This window comes from Bradyrhizobium huanghuaihaiense, assembly GCF_007830635.1.
Taxonomy (GTDB): Bacteria; Pseudomonadota; Alphaproteobacteria; order Rhizobiales; family Xanthobacteraceae; genus Bradyrhizobium; species Bradyrhizobium huanghuaihaiense.
In genome coordinates this window covers 24,820-45,404 of record NZ_VLLA01000036.1, presented here as the reverse complement: position 1 = coordinate 45,404, position 20,585 = coordinate 24,820, and the positions used below count along the sequence as shown (strand labels likewise).

Below are 20,585 nucleotides of genomic sequence, written 5' to 3'. Positions count from 1 at the left end.
GGTGATTTCGAAGCCTCTTCGGTTTCTGTCGTTCGCAATTTTAACGCGTCGATTTGGCACCGCGTGCCCCACACGAGTTAAAAACTCCATGTCTTTCGATGACCAGGTCAATCTTCGAGCGATATCCCTGCGGACCGTGCGCTTTGCGCCACTGGTATATCCCGTGGCGCTTTTCCTCTCGGCGTTGTTGCTGTTCGCGATCCAGCCGATGTTCGCAAAGATGGTGCTGCCGCGGCTCGGCGGCGCGGCCGCGATCTGGTCAGTCGCAATGGTCTTCTTCCAGTCGGCACTGTTGGTGGGCTACGCCTATGCGCACCTGCTCTGCCGCATGCTCTCGCCGGGTCTCTCGGCCCTCGTCCATCTTGGCCTGCTAGCGATTGCCGCCACCACATTGCCGATCCGCATTGCTTACGGCTTCGAGGCTCCGCCGCAGGAAGGGCTCGAACTCTGGCTGCTGAGCTTGTTCGCCGCATCGATCGGCCTGCCGTTCGTCGCGCTCGCCGCGACCGCCCCACTGCTGCAGAACTGGTTCGCAGCGAGCGGTCATCCCCACGTGGCAAACCCCTATTTGCTCTATGCTGCGTCCAATCTGGGGTCGTTCGCGGCCCTCATGACTTATCCCTTCATCGTCGAGCCGCTGGTCACGCTACACTCGCAGGTTCACGCATGGTCGGTCGGCTATTTCCTCCTGGTCCTGCTGATTGCGACGGCGGCGGTGATGGTCGCCACCGCGGACAAGCCTGCGATCCGTGAGACAACCGCGGACACGACCGCCGTTTCCAAAATAGCCGAACGCGCGATGTGGACCTTGCTGGCCGCGATCCCTGCGGGCCTCGTGGTCGCGGTCACGGCGGCGATCTCGGTCGATCTTGCGGCAGCGCCATTTCTATGGGTTCTGCCGCTATCGCTCTACCTCCTGACCTTCGTGGCGATCTTCCGCGACCGTGCCTGGGTGGAACATGAGCGGGTATTGCGCATGGTGCCGTTCGCCACTGTGGCTGTGATCGTCACTGCGTCGGCGCTGGCTCGGCCGTATTTGAGTGCGCTGCTGATGATGCATCTGGCGGCCTTCTTCGTGCTTGCGCTGGCGTGCCATGGCGAGCTTTATCGCCGCCGACCGGCGCCGGCGCGACTTACGGAATTCTATCTGTGGACCTCGTTCGGCGGGATGATCGGTGGAATCTACGCCGGGCTGATCGCGCCGCATACGTTCAACGGCGTCGCCGAATACCCAATCCTTGTCCTTGCAGTGCTACTGGCAATGCCCGGTGCGTTTGCCGGCGGGCCAGGCCGGTTTCTACGGCATAGCAGCCCCGGTCTCGTATTGGCAGCGGCGATCGTCGCCATGACGTGGTTCCGCTTTCGCATGCCGGCCGGCGCCGTGGTGCCAACCGAAATCGCGCTCATTGTCCTCGCCGGCGGCATGCTGCTGCTGCGACGGCAACCGGCGTTGTTCTTCGGCCTGGCGGCGCTCGCCTTCGCGATTGCCAAGCTCGATCCACTCCTCTCGCCGATCGAGCAAGACCGCAGCTTCTTCGGCGTGCATCGCGTGGTCGAGGACCCCGCGGGGAGAGTCCGTCTCCTGATGCACGGAACGACCGCACATGGTGCCGAACGCGTTCGCAACAACGACGGGACACGGGTGCGCGGCCGTCCCGAACCAACGATGTATTACTATTTCGGCGGACCGATCGGCGACGCCATCGCAGCGGCCCGCGCCGCGCAAGGACGGCTGGCGCGCGTCGCGGCCGTTGGGCTCGGCACCGGCAGTCTCGCCTGTCATCGGCGGGACGGCGAGGCATGGACCTTCTTCGAGCTCGACCCACATGTGGCCCGCATCGCAAGCGACCCGGCGCTGTTCCGTTTCCTGTCGGAATGCGGCCAGCACACGCGCATCGTGCTCGGGGACGCGCGGCTGACGCTCTCGGCGTCACCGGAGCACTATGATCTCATCGTGCTCGACGCGTTCTCCTCCGACGCAATTCCCGTGCACCTGCTCACGCGCGAGGCGTTCGCCGGATATCTGTCGCACCTGACCGCGCACGGCGTCATCGTGGTGCACATCTCGAATCAGCATATGTCGCTGTGGGGACCGACAGCCGCGGTCGGCGCTGCGGAAGGCCTCGTCGCTTTCGGCAAGGATGAAATTCCAACGAACCACGGCGACGACGATACGCGGACGCGCACACAGGTGGTCGTGCTTGCTCGGGACGTGCAGGATCTCGGTGATCTGCCGGCGCAGCCAGGATGGAAGCGCCTCGATCCCAACTCGCGCACGGCCTGGACCGACGACTATGCCAACGTCCTCGGCGCCGTAATCGACCGGAAGTTCAGGCGCTGATCAGACCTCGGTTGCCGCAGCCGTCCGGCGGGGCCGCAGCCACCTGCCCAAGGCTCCAATTTCCTTTCCAACGGCCTGGAAATACAGCAGGTGCGTGATCGCAAAGGACAGAAGGCAAGCCCCAAGAATCGTCGCCATGACGTACAGGCCGGCACCGGTCGGGACCGCGAACGGTCCAAGCGATGCTTGCGCCGTGGTCGGCACGCCCGACTGCCAGGCGAAGAGCAGAAATCCCGCATAACCTGCGCTCAGGTGCGTTGCGATGGTGAACGCGGGCCTGGCGTTGGCTGCGAGCCCGAGGCAGGCCAGCAGGAACAGCGGCAGCGCGACGCCGAAGAGCTGGAAACCGTCGATCCCAACAATCCCGCTGAGCAATGCGTGGCTGCGTTGGAAGATGCCGAAGATCCGGAGATTGACGAACCAGAGCAGTTCGGAGCTCGGCGCATATTGCAGGGCCTGCACCGCCAGCTCGGCGCCAAGGGTGGCCGCGAACAGCACGCACGGACCGATGAATTGCAGCTTGAAAAGGCGATTCATGAAACAAGCCATACGTATGAAAACGTTTGGCTTTTCTTAGTTCCAAAGCATTTAACTTGTCTTAACGCGTCCCTGCACCGGAGCCACCAAGTACAAAAACATCATTAAAAACAGGCTACTGCGGCAAGATTCTCAGCTCATGGCTGATTGTTCGGCGGCCGTTCGATGAACTTCCGGCTACCGTTGAGAAGCTCAAGGTTGTTGGCGATGACCGGGTTGCCCGGATCGAGCGAATACGCCTTCTCGAACTTGCGCCGCGCGCCATTCAGATTGCCGCGCAGCATGAGGGAATATCCCTGGTCATTCAGGATCTGCACGGTCTCGCCGCCAAGCCGGATCGCCTGCGCATAGGCCTGATCGGCAAGATCGAACCTGCGTATCCTGTCATAGCTTGCCGCGAGCCCAACCCAAGCGGTCACGTCCTTCGGCGACTTCTCGACCGCGTCCCTGAAGTAGCGCTGGGCCATTCCGTAGTTGCCGCGGTTGAAATGCTCCAGCCCGACCCGCACGGGCTCGTCGGAGGGATAGTATTTGACGTCGGTCGGCTCTTGTACGGGGTCGCCGCCCGGCGGATCCACGGGGGCGACGATCGCGGCCTCCCGCGTCGTGTAGTCGCAGGCGGCAAGGCCCACCGCCAGCCAGCAACAGGCGAGCGCCGGAACGAGACGACGCAATGCGCGTCCCGTGCTCCAGCCCCGGCGAACTCCCTGCATCGTTCCAAAGATCATCGCGAAACAACCTACGAGTAACAGGCGGCGCGACCGAAACGGCTACGCCACGAACAGACCTTCACATCCCCGGCTCCGAAGTCCCGCCCCTGCCTCGATCAGCCCGATCCAATGGGATCGGTTGCGCTCGAGGGATCGAGATCTTCGGCTCCTTACCTGCCCCCTCCGACCCCGACGGCCACCGATCCTCCGGTCCCCGCTCCCAATCCGGTTGCGTTGACATTCTGAATCGTGGTGACGGGCGGCGGCTGGCCCATCGCCCTTGTCGGTTCACCCATGTCCGGAAGCTGATCAAGCGGACGCTGCTGATTGCCGTAGCGGGTTATGGCTCCGCCCGTGCGCCGGGCGTCGTACGCGATCCTGCGATCGCCGACGTATCGGGGCCATGGATGGATCGTGTGGGTGGCAGCATTGACTTCCTTGGCGTTGCCGGCGCTCATCGTGATGGTGTCGGACCGCTGGAAGTAACGGTCCATCTCGTCATGCCCATACACGCCGTAGCAGCCGCCGAGCAGCAAGGGCGCGAGCAGTGCCAGATACCTGATGGTCATCCCTCGCCTCCTCTAGTTCAGGGTCTTCACGACCGGCTGGTTTGCACCAACGGCCGGTGGCGGAACAGGCACGATCGCATTGGGCGCGATGATGTGGCCGTAAGGCCCTTTCACTTCGCCGCCGGAATTGACGTAGTCGTCGTAACGCTTGCGGACTTCCATCTGGCCATTGAGGAAGAAGTCGACGTCGTTGGCCGGCAGGCGCGAGTCGAGCGGCGATGCCAGTTGCTGGCCGGGCGCCGCAGGCGCGACCAACCGCGGCGTCACGATGATGACGAGATCGGTTTCTTCCTGCTGGTACGACTTGCTGCTGAACAGGGTTCCAATCACGGGCACCGAGCCGATCCAGGGTAGTTGCGAGACGTCCTGCCGGTTGCGGGTCTGCAAGAGGCCGGCGATCGCAAAGCTCTGGCCGTCGCGCAGTTCGACGGTGGTGCGCGCGTCGCGGCGGGTCAGTGACGGAACAGTGGTGCCCTGGATCGAGATCGCATTGGCGAAATCAAGCTCGCTGACCGAGGGCTCGACACGGAGGTTGATCACGCCGCGCGAGAGCACGGTGGGCACGAAGGCCAGCTCGACACCGAACTTCTTGTACTCGATCGTGACAGTGGGGAAGCCGCTCGTCGTGTTGCTCGGAATCGGGACCGGAAACTCGCCGCCGGCCAGGAAGCGCGCGGCATCTCCGGAAAGCGTGGTCAAATTCGGCTCTGCCAGCCGGCGAGCCAATCCCTTGGTTTCCAGGGCCGTAATCAGCAGGTCCACCGATCCGCCGTTGCTGGTCCTCAAGATGCTGGTCAGCAGGCTTCCGAACGGGGCTGGGGCTATGCCGCCGGCGGAACCTATGAGCGTGCCTGCCGTAGCAAGCAGGGGAAGGCTGCCTGTGGGAGGAGCGCCCACGGCCCCCCCTCCCGTGCCTAGGGGGCCATTTGCGGTATTGATACCACCAATAGGATCCCGCCCCGCTGCCGTGTTCAACGATCCCCGTCCCGTATTCGCAACGTTGGTGCCGTTGGCGTTCGCCGCATAAAGGTTGACACCGAGATCACGGCCGGCCTGCCGGTTGACCTCGAGGAAGCGCACCTCGAGCATCACCTGCTGCGGTGCCGCAACGCTCATGGCGTTGACGACGATGCCGCCCTCGGGAACGATGCCCTTGGCAATCGTCAGCGCCCGCTCCGCGGCGACCGCATCGGCGGCCATTCCGCTCAGCACCACCTGGCCCTGGGATGCCGAAACGCGAATGCCGCGCGTGCCCGTGCCGTTCTGGATGTTCTGCTGCAGGTTACCGATGTCGACGGTCACCTCGACGTCGAGAATGCCGATCTGCTTCATCGAGCTGTCGAACAGGATGACGTTGGTGGTGCCGGTCTTCTTGCCCTGGACATAGATGAGGTGGTCGGTCAGCGACTTCACGTCCACGATGTCAGGCGAGCCCGCGACGATCGACGCAAATGCCGTATCGACCCTGAAGGTGCGCGACTTGTTGACCGTCACCCTGACCCGCTGGACGTCGTTCATCTCGCTGACAAAGACGCCGCTGGAAGAGTCCCGACGCTCAGCCGCCCGCGCGCTATCCGCCGACGGGAGAAAGGCGAGCGCAGCGCCAAGAGCCACCAGGCTTACGGCGAAAAGACCACGTTCCGCGTTACCCCACACGCGACCGCCACTCATTCCGAATCCCTCCGCCGCGGAGATCGCGGCTACATCCCGTAAATTTACGACCCCCGGCGTTCTGGCCACTCTCCTTCGCACATCACGCCGCGGAGCTTACAATGGGTCCGATTACAAATAGTTACTTGCAAACTCTCATTCCTGGCGCGTGGAGCCACCGCCTGCCCGGGACCCGGCCCGGCCACCCGCCAGCCGCGAAACGCGACGTGGAGATAATCCCCCGCCGCACGCGCCGTTTGCAAGGAAAGACAGTCACCGGGCTGTGGCAACGCCAAAGAAAACTCTCCGATGTTGCCAGTGCGCACCACTTTGGCCGCCCGCCGACCGTCACTGGGCACGGATTGCAGACGTTTAGCAGCCCAAGCTGGCAATCAGATCAAGTCTGAGCGGGAACTGGCTCCCGTGATTCTTGCTTCACGGCACCCCCGCAGAACCCCAGCAGAAGCACGCTCAGTTTGGTAACGGAATCAGGGTGGAGGCACTCGGGTTATTGAATGATGAGCCCCATATCGTTGGAAACATCATGCTGAAACCTTGCAGCGATGCCGTAACTGTAACTGCAGAGGCTCCCGTCACCGTAGTCACTGTAGGCGTGAGACCGCCAGCATACAGGAATGGGACAAGAGCCCGCTTCTGCGCGTCGGTCGTGTAGTCACCGCTGCAGGTGACGGTTGTTGTTTTCTTGACTGCGGCGTCTGTGTAGCAGGCGTTGATCATGGCGGCCCGCGCACCAGCGCCCGCCAGCGAGCGCAATGACTGCATCGCGATTGCGTACCGCCCGAGATCGAAAATGGCGTAGATCAACGTGAAAATCGCGACGGCGACGATGCAAAACTCAAACGCCGCGACGCCGCGCTGATCGAGCTTTCTCATCACTGCACCAAAAGCACGGTTTGGACGCCAGGCTCTGCTCCCGAACCGGGACTACCTGAAGAGTTAGGACATTTAGAGTTGTCCAGCGTCGTATTACCGGTGAATGACACAGCGTAAGCTATGACCTGGTAGCAACCGGTACCGGGGGCACTTGACGTGCTGTTGCCTCCGTACGTGACGGGAGTATTCGGTATATAAACCGTGCCATTGAAATAGCTATTCGAAGTGCCACTGATGTTGACGCCTTGCTTCGTATAGGCCTCACCATCATAGATGAGGAGCTTGGCCATCTTAGCCAACACCGATGCTGACAATTTGGACGGTCCGGTAGGCGCGCTCATCGCCGTAAGCTGGATCGTCGGGGTGCCGGTGATGGTGAGTGATGCTCCTGCGAGAAATATCAGGGTCGCCGTACCTGTTATCGTTGGATTGTTATTGATTTTGACGTTCCCCGAAAAATAGTACGTGCCGTTCAATGGGGCGCTGAACGTCGGATTATTGGTGGAATTGTAACAGGTGCATGTCTCATATGGCAGAGGTGTTGAGCCGCTGTTCTTGTTCGGAAAATCTGACGTCTTCAACGCGGACAGCGCCGTGTTCACTGCACTCAATGGATCAGGGATCGGTTGCTGATAGGTTTGCACGCCGGTGCATTGGCTTCCTCCCGTCTGGGAGCAGCCGCCGACCGTGTAGCTCGGTGCATTCACCGAAATCCCCGAATTCCCGATGAAGCCGATCGCATTTGCCGCTGTGCTGTTCGACGAAATGCCGCAGGTTGGCGACGATACTGTAGCGCTACCCTGGAACGTGACGGGGTCTTTCAGAGCCAACACACATGGAGGTTTCTCTAATCCATTAGCGACACTGGCGACCGCCGTCGCGGCCACGTTGATCGTCGAGAAACCAAGCACCTTGGCGAGGTATGCCGGCTGCTGCTGACTAACGGTGGCCTGGACGAATGTGCCCGGGGTCCCGTTCCACGACGCCAGCGAAGCGACCTGCACGCTCTGTGAGATTCCGCTCGGAAGGCTCGTCGAACATTTGGAACCAGGATAGGACGTGTCGCCCGAATTGCAGAACGCGTTCTGGGCTGCACCCTGCTTGCCGCGGTAGTCGAATGGCTGTGAGTTATTGCAGCTTGTGCCCGCCTGTCCAGAAGCTTCGCACGCTAGCCGCAAGGCGCCCGCATAGGCGGCCGCATCAGCCGCCCCTTGGACGCGTTGCTTGGTGACGTACCAGGACGCGGCCTCGCCACCAAGTGCCATAAATCCGACCGCGGGCACCAGGGCGATGGAGGTTGCGAATGCGACTGAACCTCGACGGCTACGGAGCAGCTTGCGCATGGGACACCTATTGAAACCGCTCTGTGTAAGACAGTGTGAACTTACAGCCACTGGTCGTGCCGCCCGTGCACAACAGCGACTTCAACACGATCGGCGACAACGTGACCGTTGTCGTGTACACAAAATACTTCGGCTGGGTGGGGTCAGAGTTAGCTGAACTGCAGACGGAATTGCTCTCCCCACAGATGAGCTGAATGCTGGGAATCGGATAACGAGTGTCGGCCTTGGCCAGCGCGGCCGACGACCAACTGGACGCATTCGTAACGTCCGGTGGCGGGGAATACAGAATGGATTGCCCGAAGTTACGCAATGCCTGCCGCGCGGATATAAACTTGAACCCGGCGACCGTAATGTCGGCAAGCGGCAGAAGCACGATCAACATCAGAAAGAGCCAGACGGCCGGGACCTCAAGTGCGACGGCGCCGCGTTGATCCGCCAGGAAAGAGGCTTTCCGGCGCATGACAGACCTCGACGCGGCCGAAAGGCTCCTCAAGACCGGTGCTCCAAACGCAACCACGCTCTTGGCTCCCGCCCGCATGCGAATTCACCTCAAAGCATGAATGAGGTTCAGCATCGGCCCGCCGCCCAGGATGACGAACATGGCCGGAAGCAGGAACAGCACCATCGGAAGAGTCAGCTTGGCGCCCAGCTTGTGGGCTCGTTCTTCCAGCTTGGTGATGCGTTCCCGGCGCAGGTCGGCAGCAATGGCGCGCAGGGCCTGGCTCAACGGCGTTCCGTATTGCAGGCTCTGGCTGATCATGGTGCCGAAGCGGCGAAGTCCCTCCGACCTCGCTCCCAGCTTCTCGAACGCGTCGAAGCGATTTGGCAGGATCCTGAGATCATCGAGCAGATCGGTCAGGACGGCGGCCATGGGCGGATTGGTCTGGTGGATCTCAGCCGCCACACGCTGCAGCGCGCTTTCGAGGCCCATTCCCGCTTCGCTGCACACAACCAGCAAATCGATGGCATCCGGCATGCCGAGCCGAATGGCAGCGTCAAAACGCCGCTTCAGCGTCAACATGATCAGTCGCGGCCCCATGATTCCGATCACAACGCCAACAAGCGTGAAGACCAGCAAGTTCGCCCCCGATAGCTGCGCAAAGAGGAAGGCAGCAATCGGGACCGCGAACATGCAGAAGATCTTGACGCCGATCCAGATCGAGAGGGTTCGATGATGATTGAAACCAGCCGACTGAAGGATCGTTCGCAGTTCCTCGATATTTTCCTCGGCATAGAAGCGCCGATACCGCGCGCCCAGCGATGAAAACCAACCGACAATGTCCTTGGAGCGCGCCGTCTGGTCAGGGATACCCAGCACCGCGTTCGACACACGTGTGTCCAATGCACGAAAGTGCATTTCGCGGATGAGCAACAGGAAGGTCGCAGTCGCAGCTGCGATGGCGAGAGCGACCAGGCCGAGACTTGCGGTCATAGCGCTGTATCCCTTCTGATCATCCAACGGATCACGAAGTGCCCGATAACCACCGAGGTGACCGCGTAGGCCAGCATCACGTTTCCGGCCGGATCACGGAACAGGATATCGATGGTCTCCGGATTGAGCGAGTAAATCACGCCACCGACGATGAACGGCGCGAGTGAAAGTGCGCGTGACGAAAAGATCACCTCTGCGGCGAGAGCCTTCGCGCGAGCAGCCAGCGCAACACGCTGCCGCACGGTATCTCCGAGGATCTGCAGGGTCTCGGCCAAACTGCCGCCCGACTTCAACTGAACCGCAAGCGTCACTGCGAAGATGCCGTATTCCGCCACTTGCGTTCGCCGATAGATGCCTTCAATGACGTCCTCCGGTGGCCTGCCCATATTCAATTCGCTGCATGCGATCGCAAACTGCCCGGCGGTCGGTTGCGGCATATCGCGGGCGATGGTTCGGAATGCTTCGTGGACGGGCAACCCCGACCGAACGGTACTCGTGACGAGCTGGACCGTGTCAGGCAGTTGCCGGAACAGTCCGTCGGTAAAACTACGCTGCTGCCATCCGAACAGACCGCGCACCACCATGATGGCGATAAATGCAGCCACGATGGACACCTTGAGCGTGGAAAATTGCAACGGGCTAACGGCAAACCAGAATGCTGCAGCTGCGATGAAACCGGCAAGCAGCACATAGGCCGGGCGCAAGGCGTAAGGGACCTCGGGCCGGTAATTGACCAGGCGGTGCAGAAACTGCGAGCGGGATCCGGTCTGCGCACGACGAATTGACGGCAGGCCGGCCGTATGCGAGGCGGGCAGAGCTATCGCGAGCTGACGATCGATGCGTCGCTGTTGGGCATCGAGCACCAACGTCGTGCACGACGCGCACACCAGCAGCCCAAGGACAATGACGATCACATAAATCGGTATCATATTCGCCCCATCGCGTCGGCCCAGGCTCGCTCGAGCCCATAATAGACAAGACGGCTCTTGAATTTCGGGACCGCGTTGGTCGACTTGTAGGTGCCCTGGATCCTGCCGTGAACGTCTTCCTCCCGGTATTCGAACAGAGCGATGTCGTTGGTGGTGATCACCTCACCTTCCAGGCCGACCACTTCGCTGATCTGGACAATCCGGCGCTGTCCATCCCGCATGCGCTCGACTTGAACGATGATGTCCAATGCAGCGACGATCTGGGTCCTGATCGCCCGCGATGGCAGATTGACCTGCCCCATCTGCACCATGTTTTCGACGCGTGTCAGGGCGTCGCGGGTGCTATTGGCATGCACGGTGGAAATCGAACCGTCATGGCCGGTGTTCATCGCCTGCAGCATGTCGAATGCCTCCGCGCCGCGCACCTCGCCCACGACGATCCGGTCCGGACGCATGCGCAGCGCGTTCCAGAGCAGATCTCGCTGCGTCACCTGCCCGGTGCCTTCGAGGCTGGGAGGCCGCGTCTCCAGGCTGATTACGTGCGGCTGTTGCAGCTGCAACTCCGCCGCATCCTCGATGGTGACAACGCGCTCGCCGTGATCGATGAACTGGCTCATGGCGTTGAGCAGCGTCGTCTTGCCGGAGCCGGTGCCGCCGGAGACCAAGACATTGAGTCGGCAGCGGGAAGCGACCTCGAGCAGCTGGCCGATGCCCGGGCTCATCGAGCCATTCTCGATCAATCCAGCGATGTTCAGCCGCCGGGCCGGGAATTTGCGGATCGAGATGCAGGGGCTGTGAATTGCCAGCGGCGGAAGAATGATGTTGACGCGGCTGCCGTCCGGCAGGCGGCAGTCGACCATCGGACTGGATTCGTCGACGCGGCGGCCGACCTGCGCAGCGATCTTCTGCGCCACCGACGCGATGTGGTCATTGTCGCGGAAGCGGACCGCGACCCGCTCCAGCTTGCCGCTTCGCTCGACATAGATGCTGCTCGGTCCGTTGACCATCACATCGTTGATCGACTCATCCAGCAGGAGCGGACGGAGCGGTCCGTAGCCGGTCATGTCGTCGGCAATCTCGTTCGCCAGCAGGAGCTGTTCGCGACCCGACAGTTCGAGCCGCTCCTGATTGGCGATGCCGTGGATGATTTCCTCGATCTGACGCCGCAGAACGTCGCGCGGAACCGTCGCAGCGGCTGATGGCTCAATCTGCTCGATGACGCGTTCGCGCAGCGATGCCGACATCACTGGATGGTGAATAGCCGGTTCGTCGCGCTTTGGTGTCGAGCTTGGTGCCGATGCAGGCAAGCTTGGGGCCGACGGCGGCGCGCTTGCCGTCGATGGAGTGAAGCTTGGCGGCGATTCAGGCAGGTCCGGCGCCAATGAAGGCAAGCGAGCCGCCAGGTCGTCTTCGCGCCTTCCGAATTTTTTCATAGCCCAAGCAGCCTCCGCAAGCGTCCCTTCCGCTGCCCGCCGACACCGGCGATCTCCCGCACGATCGGGGCAAGGTAACGTCGCAATCCCCTGACGTGCTTGAGTGCCGGAATTCCGAGATTGACGGCCTGGGTCATCCCCTTTCCGAGATCGGGGATCACCATGTCCGGTTCCGCGCCCAGGGCCTTGACGATCGTTGCCCTGGGAAGGCCCCCGGCCCGATTGGCACGATTGAGCAAGGTAAAGACCCGATCCTTGCCGGCGATGTTGGTGACGGCGGTACGGAGGGCGTGGGCATTGCGAAGTCCGGTCACTTCGGCTTCCAGCAGCACAAGCACGTGACGCGAAAGCGTGATGACCGGATGGATCGACGGCCCAAACGGGACCGGCACGTCGACGACAATGTAGTTGAAGCGTTGACGGAGCAGACCCAGCACGTGTCGCACGCCCGCTTCGGTGATGTCGAGCTGTGCATCCAGATCCTCATCGGCAGAAATCAGGCAAACCCGCTCGTTGACATCAATAGCCGCGCGCTCGAGAAACAAAGTGTCCGCCCGCATCGGGTTTTCCAGGGCGATCCGGAGCCCCGGCCCGGGCTGAACGCCCAACATGACTGCCGTTTCACCATTCTGCAGATGAAGGTCGAGCAATGCGACCTTGGCCTTGGTGGTCTCGGCAAGCTGCAGTGCGAGATTGATGGCGATGCTGGTTGCTCCGGCGCCACCCTGTGCCCCGCAGATCGAGATCACATGCCCGCCGCGATCGGCCTGCCCCGTCGGCACGTCGCCGAGCAGCTTCGGGCGCAGCAGGTCCATCACCATGTCCCGCGTGAGCGGCTTCGGAAGGTACTCGGTCACACCGACTTCCATGAGCTCCCGGTAGAAAGTGATCTCCCTGCTCTCACCGATCAGAGCCACCCGGACATCGGGCGGGCAGACGCTTGCCAACCTTTCGAGTTCGGTAAACGAATCATCGATACCACTGATGTCGACCACCAACGCGAACAGCTCAGTGTCGGTTTCGAGCATCCGTATGGCATTGCGGATCGTGCCTCGTCTGATCGCCAGGTTGCTGCCTTCGAGGCCTTTGCGCAGAGCTGCGGCACTAAGCTCGTCATCGACGAAGCAGACGACCCGGTCGCGCTCGACGACGGATACGGCTTCACGCGGGCTTACCATTGCCATGTTCATTATCTTTTCTCCTGCAACTTGGCGGCGTAACCTGCCGCCGCCGCCGCTGTAGTCTGGCGGGCAACCTCGGGCGACCCATCGCAGCTCACGCTGGTGATGCTGTTGCCTGTGTCTTCCTTCCTGACCGAGAACTCCTTACGCTCGCCGCCGGAATGAACCACCACCGCGGTCGTCTGGCCGGCAATTGCATTCTGGCGGGCAAGCTCAGGCGATACATCGCAGCTCGACATGGCGCCGCCGTCTGCCTTATCCCATTGATCGACAGCCGCGCGCACGGACAGCGAGAGCGTCCCGAGTTGCTTTGCGACTGTGATCTTCTTGACCTGGTCCGGACCAAGCTCCAGCGACACAGTTTGCGCTTGTTTGCCTGTCACGGCGCTGATGCCTCGCCCGCCCTGCACGATCTCCTGGTCAATAGCGATGACTCGAACATTCCGCAGTACGGTTTCGCTCAGTGCACGGCGCGCCGGAGTTGCCTTCTCGAACACCTGGGTCAACAAGACATCCACGTAATCACCCGGCCTGATCAGGCCCGAGACGCCAGACTCCTCGTCAACCTTGATGCTGATGGCACGGCTGTCCGGAGCCAGCACGCTGGCGAGAAAGCCGCGATCCTTCGGACGCAAAATGTCTTGCAGCGTCACGGGACTGCCGGCGTCGACGAATTTGCGAACCAGAGAGCCAGGAAGTCCGGCCTTGGAGTCGGGCGTCTCAAGGATCGCCCCGGCTGGAACATGTTCCGGCGCTGCCGTTCGGACCGCGAAGTCTTCGTCACGGGCCAGTGTGCCCTTCGGCAGCGCACGCGCCGCAACGAAATAGCCGACAGTCGCGGGCCCAGCAGCCGGCGCCGGCGCCGCGCCCTCCGCGACCGCCACGGGGACTTGCTTCGGCTGGTTCATGTTGTAGGCAATGAGCCCGAACGCGGTGGTTGCGAGCAACAGCACTACGATGATCGAAAGACGCAATGCAGATGACATCTCAAAATCCTTTGCTCAAAATGGTCCAGATGCCACCGCAGGCTATCGCAACGCCGTACGGCAGCGGTGCGTGCCGCAAATGGCGCCAGCGCTCTACCGCGTAGACCCGCCGCGCGAGCGATGATCCGGCGGGAGCCAATTTCGGATATGGCAGGTTGCGCATCACCAGATGGGCGAGGGCAAGAACGCCGCCAGCCAGCGCGGTGATAGTCAACAACTTGATCACACCCGTCAGCGGGAGGCCAACCGCCAAGGCAACCAGCAACTTGACGTCACCGCCGCCAATCGCTCCCCGTATGTAGACAACCAACATCAGCAGAAACAGGATCGCAGCGGCGATCAACGACTCCGCGATTTGCATCGAGCTGCCCAATTGGCTGGCTATTCCGAGCAGCGCCAGAGCCAGACAGATCTCGTTTCGGATGAGCCGCGTCGCGACATCAATCGTTGCCACATACAGCAACAACAGGATTTGCAGAACCGAGACTATGGCAACAATCCAACTCATCAAAAACACGCCTCACAACAGAAAAAAATGCGCGGCTTCAAAAAGAGTAGCGATCGATTCAAATGTCTCCTTCCGACGGCAATATTAAACTCCAGCTGCGGTGGCGATGGCAGCGCTGATCGCGGTCAACGTGCCCGTCAGCGCTGCCGAGACATCGTTGCCGGGACCGAACACGGCGATCCCTACGACGACAACGCAAGCAGCGAGGATCACGTATTCGAAGGACGCCACACCGCACCTGTCCGTACGGAGAGGCCTCAAAGCATCAATGATCTTTTCGCGATACCCCAACACCGGAAAAATCCTTCGTTGGCTTGAGAAAGTATTTTTAAGAAGGAAACGTGCGTTCAATCCGACCTGAAAACTCAAATCCCGAGGAGTAGTGGTGGCGGGTACGGGGGAAGGCTCCGGCCTCCCCCCTGCCAGCAGTCAAAAAAATCAGAGGCCGTTCATAGCGGTGGAGATCTTGGTGATTCCGCTGTGCAGGGCGGTCGAGACGCTGGTGTCGGTCTTGAACACCGCGATCACGACGGCGACGATGCAGGCCGCGACGATAATGTACTCGAACGACACCACGCCCTTCTTGTCGGCGGCCAGATTCTTCAGAGCTTCCGTGGTCTTGATGTAGTATTTAAGCATAGGAAAAAATCCCTTTTACGATGAATTTACGCATTCCGTTGGCCAGTAAATCCGGTGCCAACTGGAATTTATTTATAATGTCTCGACAGTTGACTGTCATCCGTTAATCGTTCGTTAACCCTACCGAGGTAGCTCGCGAGCCCCTCACCCGTATGGGTTGTCGCAGATAATGACAGGAATCCCTTGAGATGACTGGGAATTTCCAACGCCCGGCAACCTCACTGGAGCCGTTCCGTGTGAATACGGTGCAGGGTTCTCTTGGGGTGCAAACGTAAAGGAAATACCGCGACAAAACGCCCGAAGGGTTACCGTGGCCTCACAGCGCATGCGCAATGTAGCAAGGGCTTTCCGCGCAAATTCCTGTCAGCTCATGCGCAGGATACACCTGGCTCGGACGGCACCGGGGAAGCAACGTCGAAACCGATTTGGCAGCCGTGCCGTTGCCGACATCCCGTCGACCACGCGCATGCCCGGCCAGCGTTCAGAGAAACATCGAGCGGGTAGACCTACTACAAAATATTCGCATCTTCTGGATGCGCGTACCGAACGTGGGCGAGTCCGCCAGATCGTGAAGCAAAAGTCGCGAATAGCGGGTGAGAACGGCCGGCCCAAAGCCCGGCAGTGAATCGATGAACGTCGGGATGCGCTGGAAGATCAGATATCCTAGAATAGCTGTTTGTAATTCAAGATGCGGCTTTGCCTTCAGCTCCTCGAGCCTGTCCACTGCAACGCGCGGAATGCGTGGTGGCGCGTGGTCCACAGCAGCCACGATCATCGCGGTCGCGACCAACGAGCGCGACGATACCACGACGCATACTGTCCGTGCTGCGGAAACAATTTCCGGCCATGCTGCAACCGATGCGATGAAAGGGCTGACTACCGGACCGGCAATGAGAACAGCGCAGCCAGTGCGAAAGCGTCGACATAGCGCGCATGGAGCAAGCGTCTGCCAAATGACCACCAGCAGCGCTGCAACCCTGAGCGGAGGCAGCTTGCGCGCGCCGCAGGACGTAGGCAACGCCAGCCAGAATACAGCTTTAACGGGAATCTGGCGTGCCTAAGTCCAGCGGCCTCTACTCCCTGATATTTGAAAGCATCGCCCGAAAGGATCAGGACCTGGCCTGCCCTCATCGAGTAGTCAGTTCACAGGCCATTCATAGCGGTCGAGATCTTGGTGATTCCCGCGGCCAGAGCAGTCGAGACGCTGTTGTCAGTCTTGAACACAGCAATCACCACGGCGACGATGCAAGCCGCAACGATGATGTACTCGAAGGACACCACGCCGTCCTTGTCCACGCGCAGCTGCTTCAAAGCTTCCGTGGTCTTGATGTAAAACTTCGACATAGGGAAATCCTTTTTACTCAGACGAATTTACAAACCGATGGCGCGCAATCCCGCGCCACCGTTAAGATTTATAATATCTTGCCTAAAGTTGTCACCGTAAATTTTTCTTTAACCTTACTGTGGCAGCCGTTTCCGTATTTACACCGGAGGACGCGCCCGGCGGCTCGCTGGGAATTTAGGGTTACTCCTGATTTAAAGACAGCAACATTGTCGCATCCTGATTTCTGGGCAATCAGCCGGACGGCATTTCAGGGAATGCAAGGCAGGCCCTACCTTCGGGCATCCGCATTTTCCGGACGCGCGCGCCGAACGTGGATGACGGCCACCTCATCCGCATAGGCTCGCTCCCATTCTGGCAGTCGATCGAGCAGACCTACAGCTCGAGTCGACGGGAACAGCAGCGTTGCGCCGATCTTGTATTCGTCAAGCAATCTGACGAAGTCCGCCATATCCTCAAGCGAAAGATCTCGGTAATAGCGGGTAAGAAAGGCCGCTCCATAAAATTCGGCACGTGAATCGATGAACGTCGGAAAGCCCTGAAAAATCAGATATCCGCAGAAATAATACTCATTCAAAACGCGATTTGCCTTCAACTCCTTGAGCTTCTCCACCGCAGCGCGCGGAACATTAGGTGGCGTGTGGTGCACCGTCGCTACGATCACGCCAGTCGCGACAACTAGGGCGGCGATAGCTGCGACAAACGCTGTCCTTGCTGGTTGTACGACTTTCCTGCTGTGTTGCGACCGGGGCCACGAAAGTTGTTGGCCTAGCGGACCGGCAATGAAGAGCGGCGCAACCAGCGCGAAAACGTCGACATAGCGTACATGTGCAAGGGTCTGCCAAATGACCGCGAGCAGCGCGGCAATCCTGATCGGAGGCAGCTTGAGCCCGCTGTACAGGACGTAGCCAGCGCCAGCAATCAAGCATACCGTCACGGAATTTGTTTCGCTGAAGTCCAGCGGTTGCCACTCGTTGATCTTTGAAAGAATCGGTCCCAGTTGAAAAAGGCGTAGAGTAACCAGGATCAATTCCGGCCCATACGGGGTGACGCAGGCGGCCCCGAGCGCAAGCCCCCCAAATCGAAGCCATTGCAACGCGATCTTCGCGCGCACGGATTTGTCTGCGGTCCAAACCGCCTCCAGGGCGAACGGCACGATCAACGCCAGCCCCATCGTAAAACTGCCGTGAAGGTTCGCCCAGAGCGTAATGAGCGGGACGTACCAGAGCGAAGGCGCTCGTCGTTGTTCACTCGCCTCGACCAGGGCGTTCGCCCACAGCACCATCAACGGGAAGGTCAGGACATGCGGCCTGGCCATTGTGTGCATCGCCGCCATGGCGATCGCAGCCGCCACGATGATCGTGGCCGGCACGTTCGGCAATCTTTTCAGTAGCAAGCGGGTAAGCAGGAAAATCGCTACAGACGCAGATAGCGCCGCAAGAATTGCAGGTCCGGACCATCCGGCCAATTTGAACGCAACGAAATAAATGACTTCTGCCAACCACGCGCTGGTTATCCAGGGCGCGCCGGGCATCGTGAAAGAGAACAGATCAACGTGAGGTACAGCACGATGATCCATGATCCACTCCCCGACCACAATGTGCCAATAGATGTCGGCATCCATTAATAGGCCGAACCTCTTGGTGATGAGCGTCAGGTACGTTGTGGCCGCGAATATGAGCGGTAACCAAGGCCGAAGGTGATCGTTGCGCGCAGTGACCGCGCTCATCTTCGCTTCTGAATCCATCTGAACTGAATGACTATTTGAAACCATGCTTTCCGTCCTGGACGTCAATCAAAGTCAACTTCGATAAATAGGCGCAACCCGATGGCTGCCAAATTGCCCGTCTCCACAGCAGCCGCAGAGGCGTCCTACCTCTCCGGCTTGGATTTCCGCCACTGCGTGACCGCAAGCGCGGCCCTGCTTGGCGCTGCACCATCCGGGGGCAAGAGCGAAGTTCGGCAGTTGCAGAACAAGCACGGTCTAGGTCAGCGCCGGCAACGCCTCGATCAAGAATCGATCCAACAAAACGGCAAACGCGGGTCGGCCGCAACAAGCAGCTGCGCGCATGGCTAACAGCCCAATCAGCGTGGCAGGCGTCCGGCGCTTCGATGACGCGATTGTCACGTCATCGAGGCAAAGAAAAAGGCTAACGAAGAACATCCAATAATGTCATCGTCGCGAAATCGGAAATGTGGGCTAAGTTATTGAAAAGATGACGCGAGACGGCACTCGACCCGTCTCCGCCATGAGTGAACGGAAGCGAAGTCAGTAGAGGAGCCTGACAAGTTCTGGCATTTGGAGGGGGCGATCCAACTCCAAAAAGTGGTCACACGGGGGACGGCGCCGGAATTCGGGCAGGACGGTTCCGCGCGGCGGCTAACCATCAACACGACTTCCACACCCGCTCACATTGTTCGGCGACCGTCTTGATGCTACGAGTCCGTGCGGCGCGAAGGGAGAGCGCAAGCTTGGAGTCTCGTCACATCGTGCAAGACGGTCCTGCGCACCATCTGCGCCAAGAGCTGAGGGCACTGACAGGGCTCCGCGGAGTTGCGGCCACGGTCGTCGCCCTGGCGCACTTCCATCCCACACTGCCCTATGACCTCCAGGAATTCTTCCTCTGGCATGATGCCGCCGTCGATCTGTTTTTTTGCCTGAGCGGCTTCACGCTTTCTTACGTCTACACCGGGACGAACTTTCAGTTCTCGCCCTACCTGATCGCGCGCATTGCTCGCATTTATCCCCTTTACCTTGTTACGCTAATCATTGTCGGGGCGACCTATACCTGGCCCGTTCTCGTCAACCCAACGACCTATCCTGCCAGTACGTCCCTAACCGACTTTGTGCTGCAGGTGTTGATGCTGAACGCCTGGCCGATCATCGGTACCGGAGTGCATTGGAACATGCAGTCCTGGTCGATATGGATCGAATGGTTTTGCTACATCCTGCTGTTTCCCCTGCTGCTGCGTCTGAAGGCGCCGCGTTCGGAAAACGTCAAACTGCTCTGCGTCATCGCGCTCACTGCCGTTTCCTATGCTCTTTTCGTCAGGTTTTTCGATGAACGGTTGACGAACCCCGAGCTCTATGCCGCCGAGAGCCCTTGGAGCTACTGGGTGAATCTCGTGCGAGGAATTGCCGGCTTCACCACGGGATGGATCGCGTTCTCGAGCTTTGAGCAGCAGGACGAGATCCACACGCTCTGCACCAAGTTCTCAGCCGTCATTTGGCTCTGCTTCTGGGCCATTCTGGTCTTGTTGTATTTCGGCCTGGCAAATTCGCACGCGCTTGTCTTTCTGTTTCCGTTCGTGGTGCTCGCCGCGACGGATCAGACCTCAGCGACATCGCGCTTACTGGGATTAAAGGCACTGCATTTTCTCGGCGTCATTTCCTATTCAATCTATTTGATGCACTTCATCGTCTTCCTCTTGTTCCGACTTGCTTTCGGTGTGTCTAGTACGTGGTCGATTTGGGTATACGCAGCACTGATTATCGCGACCTTTGGTATCTCAGTCCTCAGCTATTTTGCCATCGAAAGACCCGCACGCGACGCGGTCAGATCGCTCCAAGGAAAGCCGGCCGATCTCGCTGCGAGGGCGTAAGTACCGATACCAGCAACAGGCCGACGCACACACCGCGCCGTCCTCGACGCGCATCGCCAGCAAAGGTCAATACATTTGTGGGGCGACCACCGGGAAAGAACCAGTAATCCCTTCCAAATGCGCCTCTCGATGGAATTCCTGAGGGCGATCGACGGATGGCGCCACGCTCACCCCCAATTTGGGGGCAAACTGAAAAGGTTGACTAAGAGGATCGATCAGCATCGTCCGCATTGGCCGGCTAGCAAAGCAGCGGTTGTAGGGGAATCGTTACAAGCTGTCGCCCTCAGTGCGTCAGCTCGAGCTTCCGCATTTCGTTCATGCGTGCCAGGCAGTATTCGCGGTACAGGTCGTTGAGAATTGCCCACATGATAAGTCCCCATCGCTCGAAACCCGGGATAAACTGGTCCAGCAACGTTTCAACGCGATGTCGGCAATCACGAAAACGAGTTTCCGGACGGTTTCACAGCCCGTCAATTGGGTCAGGATTT

The 20,585-nt window shown here is 60.1% G+C and carries 21 protein-coding genes; 3 read left to right on the top strand and 18 right to left on the bottom strand.

Features of this window, described 5'->3' with window-relative positions; all coding sequences use genetic code 11:
- Window positions 1-88 precede the first annotated feature (88 nt).
- Window positions 89-2,341: a spermidine synthase gene (locus IQ16_RS39510; protein WP_018646292.1), complete on the top strand. Its 2,253-nt coding sequence runs from the start codon at window positions 89-91 to the stop codon at window positions 2,339-2,341.
- Here the strand turns inward: IQ16_RS39510 and IQ16_RS39505 are convergent, their stop codons facing one another.
- The 18 genes from IQ16_RS39505 to IQ16_RS39420 form a co-directional block, all read right to left on the bottom strand.
- Window positions 2,342-2,839: a hypothetical protein gene (locus tag IQ16_RS39505; protein ID WP_244636048.1), complete on the bottom strand. Its 498-nt coding sequence runs from the start codon at window positions 2,837-2,839 to the stop codon at window positions 2,342-2,344.
- 176 nt (window positions 2,840-3,015) lie between these two features.
- Complete coding sequence (locus tag IQ16_RS39500; RefSeq protein WP_018646294.1) at window positions 3,016-3,552, bottom strand: tetratricopeptide repeat protein; 537 nt, start codon at window positions 3,550-3,552, stop codon at window positions 3,016-3,018.
- Window positions 3,553-3,758: 206 nt separating this feature from the next.
- Complete coding sequence (locus IQ16_RS39495; RefSeq protein ID WP_018646295.1) at window positions 3,759-4,157, bottom strand: hypothetical protein; 399 nt, start codon at window positions 4,155-4,157, stop codon at window positions 3,759-3,761.
- A 12-nt stretch (window positions 4,158-4,169) separates the two neighbouring features.
- A complete protein-coding gene (locus tag IQ16_RS39490; RefSeq protein ID WP_018646296.1) occupies window positions 4,170-5,828 on the bottom strand; it encodes a type II and III secretion system protein family protein in 1,659 nt (552 codons plus the stop codon).
- Between the two features lie 450 nt (window positions 5,829-6,278).
- Window positions 6,279-6,701 (bottom strand): TadE/TadG family type IV pilus assembly protein, encoded by a 423-nt coding sequence (locus tag IQ16_RS39485; RefSeq protein WP_244636047.1) that lies wholly within the window; start codon window positions 6,699-6,701, stop codon window positions 6,279-6,281.
- Window positions 6,701-8,044 (bottom strand): pilus assembly protein TadG-related protein, encoded by a 1,344-nt coding sequence (locus IQ16_RS39480; RefSeq protein WP_080648149.1) that lies wholly within the window; start codon window positions 8,042-8,044, stop codon window positions 6,701-6,703. The genes IQ16_RS39485 and IQ16_RS39480 overlap by 1 nt, the downstream gene beginning before the upstream one ends.
- 7 nt (window positions 8,045-8,051) lie before the next feature.
- Entirely contained in the window at window positions 8,052-8,504 is a 453-nt protein-coding gene (locus IQ16_RS39475; protein WP_035667497.1) for a hypothetical protein, read from the bottom strand.
- 84 nt (window positions 8,505-8,588) lie between these two features.
- Window positions 8,589-9,476 (bottom strand): type II secretion system F family protein, encoded by an 888-nt coding sequence (locus tag IQ16_RS39470; protein WP_018646301.1) that lies wholly within the window; start codon window positions 9,474-9,476, stop codon window positions 8,589-8,591.
- Window positions 9,473-10,405, bottom strand: a complete 933-nt coding sequence (locus IQ16_RS39465) for a type II secretion system F family protein (protein WP_018646302.1) — start codon at window positions 10,403-10,405, stop codon at window positions 9,473-9,475. Before IQ16_RS39465 ends, IQ16_RS39470 begins: the two co-directional genes overlap by 4 nt.
- On the bottom strand, window positions 10,402-11,838 hold the full coding sequence (locus IQ16_RS39460; protein WP_018646303.1) for a TadA family conjugal transfer-associated ATPase: 1,437 nt from the start codon (window positions 11,836-11,838) through the stop codon (window positions 10,402-10,404). The genes IQ16_RS39465 and IQ16_RS39460 overlap by 4 nt, the downstream gene beginning before the upstream one ends.
- A complete protein-coding gene (locus IQ16_RS39455) occupies window positions 11,835-13,028 on the bottom strand; it encodes a CpaE/TadZ family protein (RefSeq protein WP_026312508.1) in 1,194 nt (397 codons plus the stop codon). Before IQ16_RS39455 ends, IQ16_RS39460 begins: the two co-directional genes overlap by 4 nt.
- On the bottom strand, window positions 13,028-14,005 hold the full coding sequence (gene cpaB, locus IQ16_RS39450) for a Flp pilus assembly protein CpaB (RefSeq protein ID WP_026312509.1): 978 nt from the start codon (window positions 14,003-14,005) through the stop codon (window positions 13,028-13,030). Before cpaB ends, IQ16_RS39455 begins: the two co-directional genes overlap by 1 nt.
- A gap of 1 nt (window position 14,006) precedes the next feature.
- Complete coding sequence (locus tag IQ16_RS39445; protein WP_035667491.1) at window positions 14,007-14,513, bottom strand: A24 family peptidase; 507 nt, start codon at window positions 14,511-14,513, stop codon at window positions 14,007-14,009.
- A gap of 84 nt (window positions 14,514-14,597) precedes the next feature.
- On the bottom strand, window positions 14,598-14,864 hold the full coding sequence (locus IQ16_RS39440; protein ID WP_244636046.1) for a hypothetical protein: 267 nt from the start codon (window positions 14,862-14,864) through the stop codon (window positions 14,598-14,600).
- Between the two features lie 87 nt (window positions 14,865-14,951).
- Complete coding sequence (locus IQ16_RS39435) at window positions 14,952-15,152, bottom strand: hypothetical protein (RefSeq protein ID WP_018646307.1); 201 nt, start codon at window positions 15,150-15,152, stop codon at window positions 14,952-14,954.
- 481 nt (window positions 15,153-15,633) lie between these two features.
- Window positions 15,634-15,927, bottom strand: coding sequence for a hypothetical protein (locus IQ16_RS46375; protein WP_145832135.1), 294 nt, complete (start codon window positions 15,925-15,927; stop codon window positions 15,634-15,636).
- Window positions 15,928-16,295: 368 nt separating this feature from the next.
- Window positions 16,296-16,496 (bottom strand): Flp family type IVb pilin, encoded by a 201-nt coding sequence (locus tag IQ16_RS39425; RefSeq protein WP_018646309.1) that lies wholly within the window; start codon window positions 16,494-16,496, stop codon window positions 16,296-16,298.
- 269 nt (window positions 16,497-16,765) lie between these two features.
- Window positions 16,766-18,268: a hypothetical protein gene (locus tag IQ16_RS39420; protein ID WP_244636045.1), complete on the bottom strand. Its 1,503-nt coding sequence runs from the start codon at window positions 18,266-18,268 to the stop codon at window positions 16,766-16,768.
- A gap of 54 nt (window positions 18,269-18,322) precedes the next feature.
- Between IQ16_RS39420 and IQ16_RS39415 the strand changes: the two genes are divergently transcribed.
- Both IQ16_RS39415 and IQ16_RS39410 read left to right on the top strand, forming a co-directional pair.
- A complete protein-coding gene (locus IQ16_RS39415; RefSeq protein ID WP_145832134.1) occupies window positions 18,323-18,571 on the top strand; it encodes a hypothetical protein in 249 nt (82 codons plus the stop codon).
- 395 nt (window positions 18,572-18,966) lie between these two features.
- Complete coding sequence (locus IQ16_RS39410) at window positions 18,967-20,097, top strand: acyltransferase family protein (RefSeq protein WP_244636044.1); 1,131 nt, start codon at window positions 18,967-18,969, stop codon at window positions 20,095-20,097.
- Window positions 20,098-20,585: the final 488 nt, after the last annotated feature.

Bases quoted from the DNA above. Each gene is read 5' to 3' on its own strand.
- IQ16_RS39480 (WP_080648149.1), bottom strand. From the start codon at position 8,044: ATGCGCAAGCTGCTCCGTAGCCGTCGAGGTTCAGTCGCATTCGCAACC.
- IQ16_RS39485 (WP_244636047.1), bottom strand. From the start codon at position 6,701: ATGAGAAAGCTCGATCAGCGCGGCGTCGCGGCGTTTGAGTTTTGCATC.
- IQ16_RS39495 (WP_018646295.1), bottom strand. From the start codon at position 4,157: ATGACCATCAGGTATCTGGCACTGCTCGCGCCCTTGCTGCTCGGCGGC.
- IQ16_RS39420 (WP_244636045.1), bottom strand. From the start codon at position 18,268: ATGGTTTCAAATAGTCATTCAGTTCAGATGGATTCAGAAGCGAAGATG.
- IQ16_RS39455 (WP_026312508.1), bottom strand. From the start codon at position 13,028: ATGAACATGGCAATGGTAAGCCCGCGTGAAGCCGTATCCGTCGTCGAG.
- IQ16_RS39475 (WP_035667497.1), bottom strand. From the start codon at position 8,504: ATGCGCCGGAAAGCCTCTTTCCTGGCGGATCAACGCGGCGCCGTCGCA.
- IQ16_RS39465 (WP_018646302.1), bottom strand. From the start codon at position 10,405: ATGATACCGATTTATGTGATCGTCATTGTCCTTGGGCTGCTGGTGTGC.
- IQ16_RS39470 (WP_018646301.1), bottom strand. From the start codon at position 9,476: ATGACCGCAAGTCTCGGCCTGGTCGCTCTCGCCATCGCAGCTGCGACT.
- IQ16_RS39460 (WP_018646303.1), bottom strand. From the start codon at position 11,838: ATGAAAAAATTCGGAAGGCGCGAAGACGACCTGGCGGCTCGCTTGCCT.
- IQ16_RS39415 (WP_145832134.1), top strand. From the start codon at position 18,323: ATGGCTGCCAAATTGCCCGTCTCCACAGCAGCCGCAGAGGCGTCCTAC.
- IQ16_RS39435 (WP_018646307.1), bottom strand. From the start codon at position 15,152: ATGCTTAAATACTACATCAAGACCACGGAAGCTCTGAAGAATCTGGCC.
- IQ16_RS46375 (WP_145832135.1), bottom strand. From the start codon at position 15,927: ATGATCGTGGCTGCTGTGGACCACGCGCCACCACGCATTCCGCGCGTT.
- IQ16_RS39490 (WP_018646296.1), bottom strand. From the start codon at position 5,828: ATGAGTGGCGGTCGCGTGTGGGGTAACGCGGAACGTGGTCTTTTCGCC.
- IQ16_RS39445 (WP_035667491.1), bottom strand. From the start codon at position 14,513: ATGAGTTGGATTGTTGCCATAGTCTCGGTTCTGCAAATCCTGTTGTTG.
- IQ16_RS39425 (WP_018646309.1), bottom strand. From the start codon at position 16,496: ATGTCGAAGTTTTACATCAAGACCACGGAAGCTTTGAAGCAGCTGCGC.
- cpaB (WP_026312509.1), bottom strand. From the start codon at position 14,005: ATGTCATCTGCATTGCGTCTTTCGATCATCGTAGTGCTGTTGCTCGCA.
- IQ16_RS39510 (WP_018646292.1), top strand. From the start codon at position 89: ATGTCTTTCGATGACCAGGTCAATCTTCGAGCGATATCCCTGCGGACC.